General features: G+C 61.1%; 15 protein-coding genes. 5 read left to right on the forward strand and 10 right to left on the reverse strand.

The genetic code is table 11. From position 1 onward, the window contains the following. The coding region (rlmF, locus tag J5M73_RS13060; RefSeq protein ID WP_207815748.1) for a 23S rRNA (adenine(1618)-N(6))-methyltransferase RlmF at nt 1-994 on the forward strand (994 nt) is incomplete at its 5' end. Nucleotides 995-1,088: 94 nt separating this feature from the next. Here the strand turns inward: rlmF and J5M73_RS13065 are convergent. Then, nucleotides 1,089-1,370 (reverse strand): HU family DNA-binding protein, encoded by a 282-nt coding sequence (locus J5M73_RS13065; protein WP_003440137.1) that lies wholly within the window; start codon nt 1,368-1,370, stop codon nt 1,089-1,091. 394 nt (nt 1,371-1,764) lie between these two features. Between J5M73_RS13065 and yejK the strand changes: the two genes are divergently transcribed. Both yejK and J5M73_RS13075 read left to right on the forward strand, forming a co-directional pair. Beyond that, nucleotides 1,765-2,769: a nucleoid-associated protein YejK gene (gene yejK / locus J5M73_RS13070; protein ID WP_060837659.1), complete on the forward strand. Its 1,005-nt coding sequence runs from the start codon at nt 1,765-1,767 to the stop codon at nt 2,767-2,769. Next, nucleotides 2,769-3,122, forward strand: coding sequence for a glutaredoxin family protein (locus tag J5M73_RS13075; RefSeq protein WP_207815749.1), 354 nt, complete (start codon nt 2,769-2,771; stop codon nt 3,120-3,122). The genes yejK and J5M73_RS13075 overlap by 1 nt, the downstream gene beginning before the upstream one ends. A gap of 105 nt (nt 3,123-3,227) precedes the next feature. Here J5M73_RS13075 and J5M73_RS13080 read toward each other — a convergent pair whose 3' ends face one another. From J5M73_RS13080 to J5M73_RS13100, 5 genes are all read right to left on the reverse strand, one after another. Continuing rightward, on the reverse strand, nt 3,228-4,163 hold the full coding sequence (locus J5M73_RS13080; protein WP_102861267.1) for a glutathione S-transferase family protein: 936 nt from the start codon (nt 4,161-4,163) through the stop codon (nt 3,228-3,230). An 87-nt stretch (nt 4,164-4,250) separates the two neighbouring features. Then, entirely contained in the window at nt 4,251-4,571 is a 321-nt protein-coding gene (locus J5M73_RS13085; RefSeq protein ID WP_102861714.1) for a GIY-YIG nuclease family protein, read from the reverse strand. 54 nt (nt 4,572-4,625) lie between these two features. After that, nucleotides 4,626-5,096, reverse strand: a complete 471-nt coding sequence (locus tag J5M73_RS13090; RefSeq protein ID WP_102861266.1) for a nuclear transport factor 2 family protein — start codon at nt 5,094-5,096, stop codon at nt 4,626-4,628. Nucleotides 5,097-5,195: 99 nt separating this feature from the next. Further along, complete coding sequence (locus J5M73_RS13095; RefSeq protein ID WP_102861265.1) at nt 5,196-6,467, reverse strand: CynX/NimT family MFS transporter; 1,272 nt, start codon at nt 6,465-6,467, stop codon at nt 5,196-5,198. A 13-nt stretch (nt 6,468-6,480) separates the two neighbouring features. Then, nucleotides 6,481-7,140 carry a FadR/GntR family transcriptional regulator gene (locus tag J5M73_RS13100; protein ID WP_102861264.1) on the reverse strand — a complete coding sequence of 220 codons (660 nt, stop codon included), beginning with the start codon at nt 7,138-7,140 and terminating at the stop codon, nt 6,481-6,483. A gap of 165 nt (nt 7,141-7,305) precedes the next feature. Between J5M73_RS13100 and J5M73_RS13105 the strand changes: the two genes are divergently transcribed. Next, entirely contained in the window at nt 7,306-7,617 is a 312-nt protein-coding gene (locus J5M73_RS13105) for a type II toxin-antitoxin system MqsR family toxin (protein ID WP_102861263.1), read from the forward strand. After that, entirely contained in the window at nt 7,614-8,096 is a 483-nt protein-coding gene (locus J5M73_RS13110; protein ID WP_102861262.1) for a type II toxin-antitoxin system MqsA family antitoxin, read from the forward strand. Before J5M73_RS13105 ends, J5M73_RS13110 begins: the two co-directional genes overlap by 4 nt. Before the next feature lie 65 nt (nt 8,097-8,161). On the opposite strand, the gene J5M73_RS13115 is transcribed toward J5M73_RS13110, so the two are convergent. The 4 genes from J5M73_RS13115 to J5M73_RS13130 form a co-directional block, all read right to left on the reverse strand. Further along, on the reverse strand, nt 8,162-8,926 hold the full coding sequence (locus tag J5M73_RS13115) for an amino acid ABC transporter ATP-binding protein (protein ID WP_016965197.1): 765 nt from the start codon (nt 8,924-8,926) through the stop codon (nt 8,162-8,164). Nucleotides 8,927-8,936: 10 nt separating this feature from the next. Further along, the gene (locus tag J5M73_RS13120; RefSeq protein WP_102861261.1) at nt 8,937-10,034 is read right to left on the reverse strand and encodes an amino acid ABC transporter permease; all 1,098 of its coding nucleotides are present in this window, start codon (nt 10,032-10,034) and stop codon (nt 8,937-8,939) included. Between the two features lie 10 nt (nt 10,035-10,044). Continuing rightward, nucleotides 10,045-11,226 carry an amino acid ABC transporter permease gene (locus J5M73_RS13125; RefSeq protein WP_102861260.1) on the reverse strand — a complete coding sequence of 394 codons (1,182 nt, stop codon included), beginning with the start codon at nt 11,224-11,226 and terminating at the stop codon, nt 10,045-10,047. 65 nt (nt 11,227-11,291) lie between these two features. Beyond that, complete coding sequence (locus tag J5M73_RS13130) at nt 11,292-12,320, reverse strand: amino acid ABC transporter substrate-binding protein (RefSeq protein ID WP_102861259.1); 1,029 nt, start codon at nt 12,318-12,320, stop codon at nt 11,292-11,294. Nucleotides 12,321-12,784: the final 464 nt, after the last annotated feature.

Here is a 12,784-nt window from a genome sequence, read left to right on the forward strand (position 1 = left end):
CAAGAAGCCCAAACCCGCCTCCCCGGCCAAAAACGCCGCCCCCCGGGAAAAGGCCAGCCTGCATCCGCGCAATCGTCACCAGGGGCGTTACGACTTCCCGCAACTGATCAAGAGCACCCCGGAACTGGGGCAGTTCGTGATCCTCAATCCCTACGGCAAGGAAAGTATCGACTTCGCCGACCCGGCGGCCGTGCGGGTGTTCAACCGCGCCCTGCTCAAGGCCTTCTACGGCATTGCCCACTGGGACATTCCGGCGGACTTTCTCTGCCCACCCGTGCCCGGTCGCGCCGACTACGTGCATTTCCTCGCCGACCTGCTGGCCAGCCACAACCAGGGTGAAATCCCGCGTGGCGCAGCCGTGCGGGTGCTGGACGTCGGAGTCGGCGCCAACTGCATCTACCCGCTGATCGGCTACAGCGACTACCGCTGGCAATTCCTCGGTTCGGACATCGACAGCACCGCCCTGGCCGCCGCCAAGGCCATCGTCCAGGCCAACGGCTTGAACAAGGCCATCAGCCTGCGCCAGCAGGGCAATCCCAGGCAGATCCTCAACGGCCTGCTGGAAAGCACCGAGCGTTTCGACCTGACCATGTGCAACCCGCCGTTCCACGCCTCCCTGGATGAAGCCACCCGCGGTAGCCAGCGCAAATGGCGAGCCCTGGGCAAGGCCGATCCCAAGCGCAAGCTGCCAGTGCTGAATTTCGGCGGCCAGGCCCGGGAGCTGTGGTGCGAAGGCGGCGAGATCCGTTTCGTCAGCCAGTTGATCAGCGAGAGCGCCGGCGTCGGCCAGCAAGTGCTGTGGTTCAGCACCCTGGTGTCAAAGGCCTCGAACCTGCCGGCGATTGAAAGCGCGCTGAAAAAGGCCGGCGCCCTGGAAAGCCAGGTGGTGGAGATGTCCCAGGGACAGAAACAGAGCCGCTTCGTCGCCTGGACCTTCAAGGACAAGGCACAGCAACAGGCCTGGAGTCAGGAACGCTGGGTCAGGAAGAGCTAGAGAGGCGGGAGATTCAAAGACGATTCACCTTGCGTGAATCGGTGTCACACAAACCGTGCCCGGAGAACTTCTGAGCACGGTTTCACTGCAAGTCTTACTTGTTAACAGCGTCGGTCAGGCCTTTAGCCACAACCAGCTTGATAACTTTCTTGGCAGCGATTTCGATGGCAGCGCCAGTCGATGGGTTACGGCCAGTACGGGCAGGACGCTCGGTCACTTTCAGCTTGCCGATACCTGGCAGAGTGATTTCGCCGCCATTTTCCAATTGATCAGCAACGATCTGGGCCAGTTGGTCCAGAGCGTTACGCGCGGTGGTTTTCGGCGCGTCGATAGCTTCAGCGATATCAGCGATCAGTTGGTCTTTAGTAATAGCCATTGTGGTGTTCCTTCCCTATCAAATTCATTTGGATTGCAGAGTGCAGTGTCAGCCATCGAGCCAGATCTTGTGAATCTGGCACCCCGGTTACAACCACGACAGATCGGGGTTATAGATACCGAAATCAGGGTTTGGTTCGACCCGACAAATGCTGAATGCACGCTTAACGCTGAGACATCGCGTAAGACGGGGCAAAACTAGCACACAGACGGGGAAATATCCGCCTCTACCTAGCCATTTGGTCAGCTTTATTGCTCTAAATCGGTAAAAAAATGCATAAGCGTTACCGACAGGCCGTTCATCGCCTGGCAAACCGCGCCAAAACCAGCGGGTGCGGTACACTGGGCACTTTTTCGGGGAGTCCGCCCTCCCCCTTCAATCAGCCGAGAAGCCCATGCCGATCCGTCATTGCATCGTCCACCTGATCGACAAAAAACCCGACGGCAGCCCCGCAGTTCTGCATGCCCGAGACTCCGAACTGGCAGAGTCCGCGGCCATCGAGAACATGCTCGCCGACCTCAATGAAAGCTATAACGCCAAACAGGGCAAAGCCTGGGGCCTGTTCCATCCCGAGTCCGGCGCTTTCCCCTTCAGCGGCTGGCTGAAGGAGTATCTGGACGGCGGCCAGGACTTCACCGCATTCAGCCGGGTGGCGGTGGAGCATCTGCAGAAGCTGATGGAAGAATCCAACCTGTCGGTGGGCGGCCACGTGCTGTTTGCTCATTACCAACAAGGCATGACCGACTATCTGGCGATCGCCCTGCTGCACCACAGCGAAGGCGTGGCGGTGACCGACCAACTGGACGTGACCCCGTCGCGCCACCTGGACCTGGGCCAGTTGCACCTCGCCGCGCGGATCAACATCTCCGAGTGGCAGAACAACAAGCAGTCCAAGCAGTACATCTCCTTTATCAAGGGCAAGAACGGCAAGAAGGTCTCGGAGTACTTCCGCGACTTCATCGGCTGCCAGGAAGGCGTCGACGGTCCGGGCGAGACCCGCACCCTGCTCAAGGCCTTCAGCGACTTCGTCGAAAGCGAAGACCTGCCGGAAGAGTCGGCCCGGGAAAAGACCAAGACCCTGGTGGACTACGCCAGCAGCCAAGCCAAGCTTGGCGAACCCATGGGCCTGGAAGAACTCTCGGAACTGATCGACGAAGACCGCCCCAAGGCGTTCTACGACCACATCCGCAACAAGGATTACGGGCTATCGCCGGAAATTCCTGCGGATAAACGCACCCTCAACCAGTTCCGCCGCTTCACTGGTCGCGCCGAGGGCCTGTCCATCAGCTTCGAAGCCCACCTGCTGGGCTCGAAGATCGAGTACGACGAAGAAGCCGGGACCCTGATCATCAAGGGCCTGCCGACCCAACTGACCGACCAGCTCAAGCGCCGCAACTGATGCTCCAGGGAGTACTGAAGAAGTTCCTGCTGATCCTGCTGGTGGTGGTGGTCTATCAGAACTGGGGCAAGATCGAGCGGCTGTTCAACCCTTCGGCGGTGGTCAGCGAAGAGATCCGTAGCCAGGCCCGGGTGGTGCTGTACGCCACCGACTGGTGCGGCTACTGCAAGGCTACCCGGCGCTTTCTCGATCAGAAGGGCATTCCCTATCGGGAGTTCGACATCGAGAAAGACGCGGAGGCGCGTAAGGCCTATACCGCTCTGGGCGGTGCCGGGATTCCGATCCTGGACGTGAATGGCAGCCTGATCCGTACCTACGACCCCGACGCGATCATGGCTGCGCTGAAACCTTAGTCGGAGCCGGCCGGGCGGCGTTCCGCTTGCCGGCGAAAGGGCCAGTAGATCGAGCATCGATCTTGAGGACGCCTTCGCTGGCAAGCCAGCTCCTACAGGTGTGGATCACTGTGCCTGGATACGGAAACCCAACCGCGGGAAGTGCACGTGGACCAAACCGGCACGTGGATCTTCACGGCGCAGGATCAACTCTTCAGTACCGGCAAACAGCAACTCGCCCGCCACCGGATCGACTCCATAGTCGGTCGCAGCAATCACCACCTGCTGCCCTGCCACAAAGCCATTGGGATCGACAAACCGCTCATCCGGCAGCGGCGCCGGGGTCGCACCGCGCGACACCTCAAGGGCCTCTTCAGCGCTCATCTCGGTGAAGGAACCGTGACCAAAGCCCAGCACTCGCGCCAACCAGGCTGATACCGCCGGATACTCGTCCACCAGCGGCGCCGTCACCGGCGTACCCTTGAGGAACCACAGCGGGTGCGCCAGGGCGATATCGGCAATCGAGGGCTCACCAAACAGGAAGTCCCCCGGCTCGCGCTGCAGTTGCTGCTCCAGACGCGCCATGATGGTCGGCCACTGATGCTTGACCACTTCCAGGGGCAGACGACTGGCGCTGCCACCACTGAACAACCCGGCGCGGTCGGCCATGAAGGCCTTGACCACCTCCGGCGGCATCTTGCCGAAACGTGCTGCGGCAGACTCGGGCTGGAACACCAGGGTCACCGCATGCTGGAACACCACCGAGTCGACCCAGGCGGCGAAGGTCGCGCTGATCATTTCCTGGCCTTCGGGAAACAGCGCCGGCGAGGCCTTTTCCCGCTCCAGACGCCGGGCAATCAAAGCCGTGTCGCAGTAGATATCAGCACCGACCTGCAGTACCGGCGTCTTGCGATAGCCACCGGTCAGGGCCGTCAGATCAGGCTTGGGCATCACCGGGGAAATCTTCACGGAGCGCCAGGACAGGCCCTTGAAGCCCAGGAGCAAACGGGCTTTTTCCGCGAAGGGAGAGGTCGGGTAATGGTGCAGGATCAACTCTGACATGCTGGGGTCCGCCGGAAGAGGGAAAGCGCTGAGCTTAGCGCGCAATCCATGGACGGCCTACCGATCCGACTGATGAGCACCTATCAGTCAGATTGATGCTGCTGCCCCGGCAGACGCCACCAGACACTCCTTGGCGCTTTTCCTGAGCTTCTTGATCAACCGCTCCTGACGCAGAGCCTCGCTCTTGTCCCGACAAGCTTCGGTATAGACCAGGGCCACCGCCGGGCTGGAGAGAAAGAAACGCGCGCCCTTGCCACTCTGGTGCTTGGCGAAGCGCTTCACCGGGTCGTCGCTGATGCCGCAATAAAGGGCGCCATTGGCCGCACGCACCAGATACACAAACCAGGGTTTGCTGGCAGGCGCGGGCAGTTCGCCGGCAATCACGGGGTTTGGATCGGGGCTGCTCACAAAAACCATCGGGGCCTGTGGATAACAAGCCGCGATCTTAGCAGAGGATGGCTTTCAGCGACCGCTCTGGAAGGCCTTGAGGCCTTTACGGGCCTGGGCGCGAACGGCATTTTTCAGCAGCGGCGTCCAGCCCAGCAAAAGCCCCTTGGCCCCCAGGGCCTGGCGCGCCCAACGCCACAGGTCGAAATGGTCGTGGTGCTCACAGATCTTGCCATCGCGAAACACGAAGCGCGCCTGGATATCGTTGACCACCGTGTTGCCGGTCTGACTGAACAGGTAGGTGGCGACCCAGTGCGCGCCACCCGAACGCTCGTCGGCATGCACCTGATCGAAGGTCAGGGAAAAGTCCTTGGCCCGGGAAGTGAGCATGCGCCACATGTCGCCGGCGTCACGTCCGCGCAATTCGCCGAAGGCCGGATCACTGAATACAACGTCCTCGGTATAGCAGGCGCTCATGGCCTCGGCATCGAGCCGCTGGAAGGCCTGGTAGAACTCAGTGATCAGGACGCGGTGGGCATCACTCATGGGCGGACTCCGGAAGGACAAAGGGATGCCAGCACAATAATCCGCACGCCCAGAGAAGACTATCGGCATTTGCCGTGCAAATACCGACAGTGACGCTCCTCAGATCCTCTCGCTTTGCGCCTGCACATACAGCGAGCGGCCGGCGCCCAGCCCGGCAATGATCGCCCCGCTGCCCAACACTGCGAAGATCCAGCCCACGGCGTTCCAGCCGCCGGTCCAGTCATGCACCAGCCCCACGGCAAACGGCCCCATGGACGCCAGGGTGTAGCCAATGCCCTGGGCCATGCTCGACAGGTTGGCGGCCACATGGGTATCCCGTGAGCGCAGGACGATCAGGGTCAGGGCCAGGCTGAAAGTGCCTCCTTGCCCCAGGCCCAGCAGAATGGCCCAGCCCCACAAGCCATCAAGCGGTGCATACAGGCAGCCGAACAGACCGCCCAAGGTCATCAGCATGACGATCACGATGGCCAGACGCTGGTCCTTGCCGCGAGTCGCCAGCCAGGGCGCCGCCAGGGAGCTGGCCAGTTGCACGATGACCGAACCCGACAGCACCAGTCCGGCCTGGGTCGGAGTCAGCCCACGACCGATCAGGATCGATGGCAACCAGCCAAACACGATGTAGGCCAGGGAGGACTGCAGGCCCATGTACAAGGTCACCTGCCAGGCCAGGCGATCACGCAGCAACCCGCGCACACGGAAGGCGACATGGTGGGCGCCGTGTTTGTGCCCCACTTGCGGCAACCAGAACAGCGCCGCCGCCAGCGCCGGCACGACCCAGAACCCCAGGCCCATGGCCCAGCTGCTACCGAAGTGCTGGCTCAGGGGCACCGTCGCGCCTGCCGCCATCGCCGCCCCCAGGCACAGGGCCATGGTGTAGACCCCGGTCATGGTGCCTGCATGGCGGGCAAAATCGCGCTTGACGATGCCCGGCAGCAGCACCCCGATCACACCGATGCTGGCGCCGGCCAGGATGCTCCCGGCAAAGACGCCGAACTCCCCCAGGGAACTGCGCAGCACAATGCCCAGGGCCAGGGTCAGGAGAATCCCCAGCACCACCCGTTCGGCGCCGAAACGCCGGGCCAGCAGCGGCGCCAACGGCGCGAACAGCCCCAGGCACAACACCGGCAAAGTGGTCAGCAACCCCGCCTTGGCGGCCGACAGGCCCAGGCTCTGGGATACATCACTGAGCAACGGCGCCATGCTCGACAGCGCCGGACGCAGGTTCAACGCCACCAGAATCAGCCCCAGCAGCAACAGCCAGGGCCGCCGCAAAGGTGGCGGGGACTGCTGGACTTCTTCGTCATCGGCCTCGGCATCGATCAACAACTCGGGAGGCGACGGGGTGTTCGGAGGGGACTGCTGGTTGGACATAAAGGTCTCGGATTCAGGATTCGTTGATCAACTGGCGGGACAGCTGCTTGGCCCGCTCGGGGTCGCCCTGCTCGATGGCGTCCAGCAGATGCTGGTGGAGATCGAAGACGTCCTGGCGGCGCGGAGTAACCGTCAAGGTCTGGCGCAACTGAGCGCCCACCACACTGGAGAAATAGCGGTACAGCTGGCTCAGGGTCGGATTGTGCGCGGCATCCACCAGGCCCTGATGAAACACCAGGTCGCAGGCGATGTAGCTTTCCAGATCGCCATGAAAATGCCCGCCGCTGGCCTGCAAGGCTTCGCTCAAGGCGCGCAGGTCCTCGTCGGTGCGACGCAGGGCCGCCAGGCCGACCGCCTCCACTTCAAGGATCTGCCGGGTTTCCCGGGCCTGCTCCAGAGAGCATTGGGACAGGGCCTGGAGCATGTCCAGTGGATCGGCCACCGCTCGCAGGTAGCTGCCGTCGCCCTGGCGGATCTCGATCAGTCCGGAGAACGCCAGCACTCGCATGGCTTCGCGCACGGTATTGCGGCTGATGCCCAGTTCTTGGGCCAGTTCCGGTTCGGTGGGCAAGCGCTGGCCGACCCGCCAGACACCGCTGTTGATGCGTTTGCGCAGTTGTTCCAGGGCCTGGTCGACCAGGGATTTTTTGATCAGGGGGGATGTTTCGCTCATGGGACTCACTCAATCATCCAATCATCGGATGAATTGTCCGACATGGTATTCAGGCTTTTCCGAGAGTTCAACGATTTAGGCTGGAGGAGGCACTTTCGCCATTGCAAACAGGTCTTGACAAAAAACCCTATAAGGGTAATTTCGATCAAGCCTCAAGGGTGTCTCATGGAAAAGAAAACACCTCATTACGACCTGTCGCTGATCAAGGCACAGGTCGTTCGGCAAGGAGCACAAGCCTTCACTCGAAGCGCATTGCGCTGCGGCAAGGAACTCGGATTGTCCCTGGCCGCCATGCAACGAGTAGTAGCCGGACTGCAGGGCAGCCTGTTCTACAAATCGATGACCACCTATGGCGATCACCGGCTGTGGCAGGACGTGTATTACACCCGCATCGATAACCGGACGCTCTACATCAAGGTCACCTACCGCCCCGGTGCAGGGCCTCCGGTGATCTCCTTCAAGGAGGCAGAGACATGAAACGACAACAATGCTACAGCTGCGGCACTCCCACCGGCATGCTGGCCTTCGAGCAGCGCAGCGAGCTCATCGACTACCGGCACCTGCAGCGTCAGCTCCATGGCCTGGCGGGCTGGGAATGCCAGGAGTGCGGTGAAATCGAATTCGATGCCCAGAGTGCAGAGCGCTATGCCGCCGCGGGCGACCACTTGCTGGAGGAGTACCGGCAGAGCGTCGCCGCCGACCTGAAGCGCATCCGCCGCAAGCTGCACCTCTCGCAGAAAGAAGCGGTCAAACTGCTGTCCGGCGGCGGGCACAACGCCTTTTCCCGTTACGAGCGCGGCGAAGTCGGCGTGCCCCAACCGCTGTACGTGCTGATGCGCCTGCTGGATCGCCACCCACGGTTGATGAAGGACGTACTGGAGCTTGGCGAACCACGGCTGGCGCCCTCAGCCTTGGGCGACCACCCCGAACCACAGCTCGGCGCTGCCGGCAGCTGAATGCCGGGCAAAAATAAACCCGGAGCCAGTCCGGGTTTATCGTCAGCACCAGCCGTGCATCAGGATCAATGCAGGATCTGGCTCAGGAACAGCTTGGTGCGATCATTTTGCGGGTTGTCGAAGAAGTCGTTGGGGGCCGCCTGCTCGACGATTTCGCCCTTGTCCATGAAGATCACCCGGTTGGCCACGGTGCGAGCAAAACCCATTTCATGGGTCACGCAGAGCATGGTCATGCCGTCTTCGGCGAGGCCGATCATGGTATCGAGCACCTCCTTGACCATTTCCGGGTCCAGGGCCGAGGTGGGTTCGTCGAACAGCATGATCTTGGGCTTCATGCACAGCGCCCGGGCAATCGCCACCCGTTGCTGCTGGCCACCGGACAGCTGGCCCGGGTACTTGTTGGCCTGCTCCGGAATCCGCACCCGCTCCAAGTAATGCATGGCAATTTCCTCTGCCTTGCGCTTGGGCATCTTGCGCACCCACATCGGCGCCAGGGTGCAGTTTTGCAGGATGGTCAGGTGCGGGAACAGGTTGAAGTGCTGGAACACCATGCCCACTTCCCGGCGAATGGCCTCGATCTGCTTGAGGTCGTTGGTCAGCTCGACGCCATCCACCACGATGCGTCCCTGCTGGTGCTCTTCCAGGCGGTTGAGGCAGCGGATGGTGGTGGACTTGCCCGAGCCCGAAGGCCCGCACAGCACGATGCGCTCACCCTGCCTGACGTTGAGGTTGATGTCCTTCAACACGTGGAACTGGCCGTACCACTTGTTCACACCCTGCATCTGAATAATGCCTTCAGGGCCCACAGGCTTTTTGTTCGCTTCACTCATGGAGGTACTCCTAACGCTTGTGGCCTGTGTCCAACTTACGCTCCAGATGCATGGAGTAGCGGGACATACCAAAACAGAAAATCCAGAACACCAGGGCCGCGAAGACATAGCCTTCGGTGGCCATGCCCAGCCATTTGGGGTCGGCGGCGGCTTGCTTGACGCTGTTGAGCAGGTCGAACAGGCCGATGATGATCACCAGGCTGGTGTCCTTGAACAGGGCGATGAAGGTGTTGACGATGCCGGGAATCACCAGCTTCAGGGCTTGCGGCAGAATCACCAGGCCCATCGCGCGCCAGTAACCCAGGCCCATGGCGGCAGCCGCTTCGTACTGGCCCTTGGGAATGGCCTGCAAACCGCCACGCACCACCTCGGCCACATAGGCCGACTGGAACAGGATCACCCCGATCAACGCCCGCAGCAGCTTGTCGAAGTTCATGCCCTCGGGCAGGAACAGCGGCAACATCACCGACGACATGAACAGCACCGTGATCAGCGGCACGCCACGCCAGAACTCGATGAAGGTCACGCAGACCACGCGGATCGCCGGCAGGTTGGAACGTCGTCCCAATGCCAGCAGGATACCCAGGGGCAACGCCCCGGCAATGCCCACCGTGGCAATCACCAAAGTCAGCATCAGGCCGCCCCACTGGCTGGTGGCGACTGTGCTCAGGCCCAGGTAGCCGCCGTGCAGCAGAGTGTAGGCCAGCACCGGGTACCACACCAGGAAACACAGGCCGTAGATCGCTTTGCGAGCGAAGCGCGAGATGAACAAGGGAGCCACGCCGATCACCGCCAGCCATACGGTCAGGTCCACCCGCCAGCGCAGTTCCACTGGGTAGTAGCCATACATGAACTGGCCGAAACGCTGCTGGATGAACACCCAACAGGCACCGTCCTTGGTGCAGTCGGCACGGGTGGTGCCGACCCAGTTGGCGTCGAGGATCGCCCACTGCAGGATCGGCGGTACCACCAGATAGATCAGGTAGAAGGCAAACAGGGTCAACAGGGTGTTGAGCCAGTTGGAGAACATGTTGGCGCGCATCCACGCCAGCACGCCGATACTGCGGCTGGGCGGCGGCATATCGGGCTTGAAAGTATGAGTCGTCATGGGCGCTTCCTCACCGCTCGATCAGCGCAATGCGCTTGTTGTACCAGTTCATCAGCAGGGAAATGCTTATGCTGATTGCCAGGTACACGCTCATGGTGATGGCAATGACCTCAATGGCCTGGCCGGTCTGGTTGAGCACCGTGCCGGCGAACAGCGAAACCATTTCCGGGTAACCGATACCGGCGGCCAGGGACGAATTCTTCGCCAGGTTCAGATACTGGCTGGTCAGTGGCGGAATGATCACCCGCAAGGCCTGGGGAATGATCACCTTGCGCAGGGTCGGACCGTTGCGCAGGCCCAGGGAGCGGGCCGCCTCGGTCTGGCCGTGGCTCACCGACTTGATCCCGGAGCGCACGATTTCGGCGATGAACGCCGCGGTGTAGACGGTCAGGGCCAGGGTCAGGGCCAAGAGTTCGGGGATCAGCACCCAGCCGCCGACGAAGTTGAAGCCTTGCAGCTTCGGCAACTCCCAATGCACGGGCGAGCCGAAGACCAGCGCGCACAGCGCCGGAATCACCAGCAGCAACGCCAGGCCAGTCCAGAACTTGTGGAACGGCACCCCGGTGTCTTCAAAGCGTTTGTTGGCCCAGCGGCACATCAGCACGATGGCGACGATGGCCAGCACCACACTCGCAAAGAACGCCCAGAACCCTGGAGCCATCTGCGCCGCCGGCATGTTCAAGCCACGACTGCTGACGAAGAAGGTGTCGCCGAAGTTATGGCTGTTGCGCGGCCCCGGCATGGTCAGGAACACCGCGAAGTACCAGAACAGGATCTGCAGCAGCGGCGGAATGTTGCGGAACACTTCCACATACACCGTCGCCAGCTTGCTGATGATCCAGTTCTGCGACAGCCGCGCCACCCCGATGATGAACCCCAGCAAGGTCGCCAGGATCACCCCGATAAAGGTCACCAGCAGCGTATTGAGCAGACCGATGACGAAGACCCGGGCATAACTGTCCGCTTCGGTGTAGGCAATCAAGTGTTGAGCGATGCCGAAACCGGCGCTGCGCTCAAGAAAGTCGAAACCCGAGGTAATACCCCGGTGCTGGAGGTTGGTTTGTGTGTTGTCGAACAGAAACCAGCCCAGCGAAACCACCGCCACAAGGGTGATGATCTGGAACAGCCAGGCGCGCACACGCGGATCGCTGAGGCTAAGCCTCTGCTTGGGTGCGCCGATTGAATTTTGCATGAAGTGCCCCAGGAATAATGGAACAGAACATCACCCGGCGGTTGGCCCGCCGGGTGATAGAACCATCAGCGCACAGGTGGTGCGTATTGGATGCCGCCGTTGTTCCACAGCGCGTTCAGGCCGCGGTCGATGGCCAGTGGCGTGCTCTTGCCGAGGTTTTTCTCGAACACTTCACCGTAGTTACCTACTTGCTTGACGATCTGTACTACCCAGTCCTTCGGCAGTTTCAGGTCTTTGCCGTATTCACCGTCCGCGCCCAGCAGACGTGCTACATCAGGGTTCTTGGTGGACTTGGCTTCAGCCTCGACATTTTTCGAGGTGATGCCCGCCTCTTCGGCGTTGAGCATGGCGAACAGGGTCCACTTGACGATGCTGAACCACTCTTCGTCGCCCTTACGCACCACCGGGCCCAAAGGCTCCTTGGAGATGGTTTCCGGCAGCACGACATAATCGGTCGGGGTCGCCAGCTTGCTGCGCTGTGCGTAGAGCTGGGACTTGTCGGATGTCAGCACGTCGCAACGCCCGGATTCCAGGGACTTGGCGCTTTCATCGGAAGTATCGAAGGTGATCGGGGTGTATTTCAGACCATTGCCGCGGAAGTAGTCCGACACGTTCAGCTCGGTGGTAGTACCGGCTTGAATACAGATGGTCGCACCGTCCAACTCCTTGGCACTTTTCACACCCAGTTTGTTGTTCACCAGGAAGCCAATACCGTCGTAATAAGTGACGCCGGCGAACATCAGGCCCATACCCGCGTCACGGGAACTGGTCCAGGTGGTATTGCGCGACAGCACGTCGATCTCGCCGGATTGCAGCGCAGTGAAGCGCTCCTTGGCGTTCAACTGGCTGAACTTGACCTTGGTCGCATCGCCGAATACGGCTGCGGCCACGGCACGGCAGACATCGGCGTCAATGCCGAGAATCTTGCCGGTAGCGTCCGGTACCGAGAAGCCCGGCAGACCATCGCTGACGCCGCACTGTACGAAACCTTTCTTCTGTACTGCATCGAGGGTCGCACCCGCCTGTGCGAAACCGCTTGTAGCCAGTACCGTGGCCGCCGTAACGACGGCCAGGGTGGATTTCAACATCTTCATTCAAACCTCCAGTTTTGCTCTTGTTGTGTCGGAGCTTGAGTCCTGCCGCACCCTCATGAGGCGCTGTTGACCCGTGTCGGCTTTTTATAGGGTCAAGCGGCGTAAGACCTTCGCTATGAGTCTAGTAGGAGAAATCCACGTAATGGGGGACCTACATCTCACCAATCGGCCGAACGGGCTTTAGCCCTTTGCAGTTCACAGAGCCCGTAGCGGCCGTAGGCGAACCTGTATCAGAGGAGGTGGGTATGCCATCGCCCGCGGTAGCCTGTTAGTGTTACCGCCGGCAGAGCGTGCTATCACATCCGCTCCTCTTTCTGAGCCATAGCAAAGCCCGTACCACAGTTTCGGCTAAAGCGTTTCAGCCAGTGGTCAATAGCAAAACGTTCAACCGTGCGACATCTTCTTCACCGATCAACCGGGCGCGCCCCTTAACCTCGCACTCAATCAGCGCGCACGCACATAAA

Origin of the sequence: Pseudomonas sp. 50_B, assembly GCF_017491625.1 — a bacterium.
Taxonomy (GTDB): Bacteria; Pseudomonadota; Gammaproteobacteria; order Pseudomonadales; family Pseudomonadaceae; genus Aquipseudomonas; species Aquipseudomonas danubii.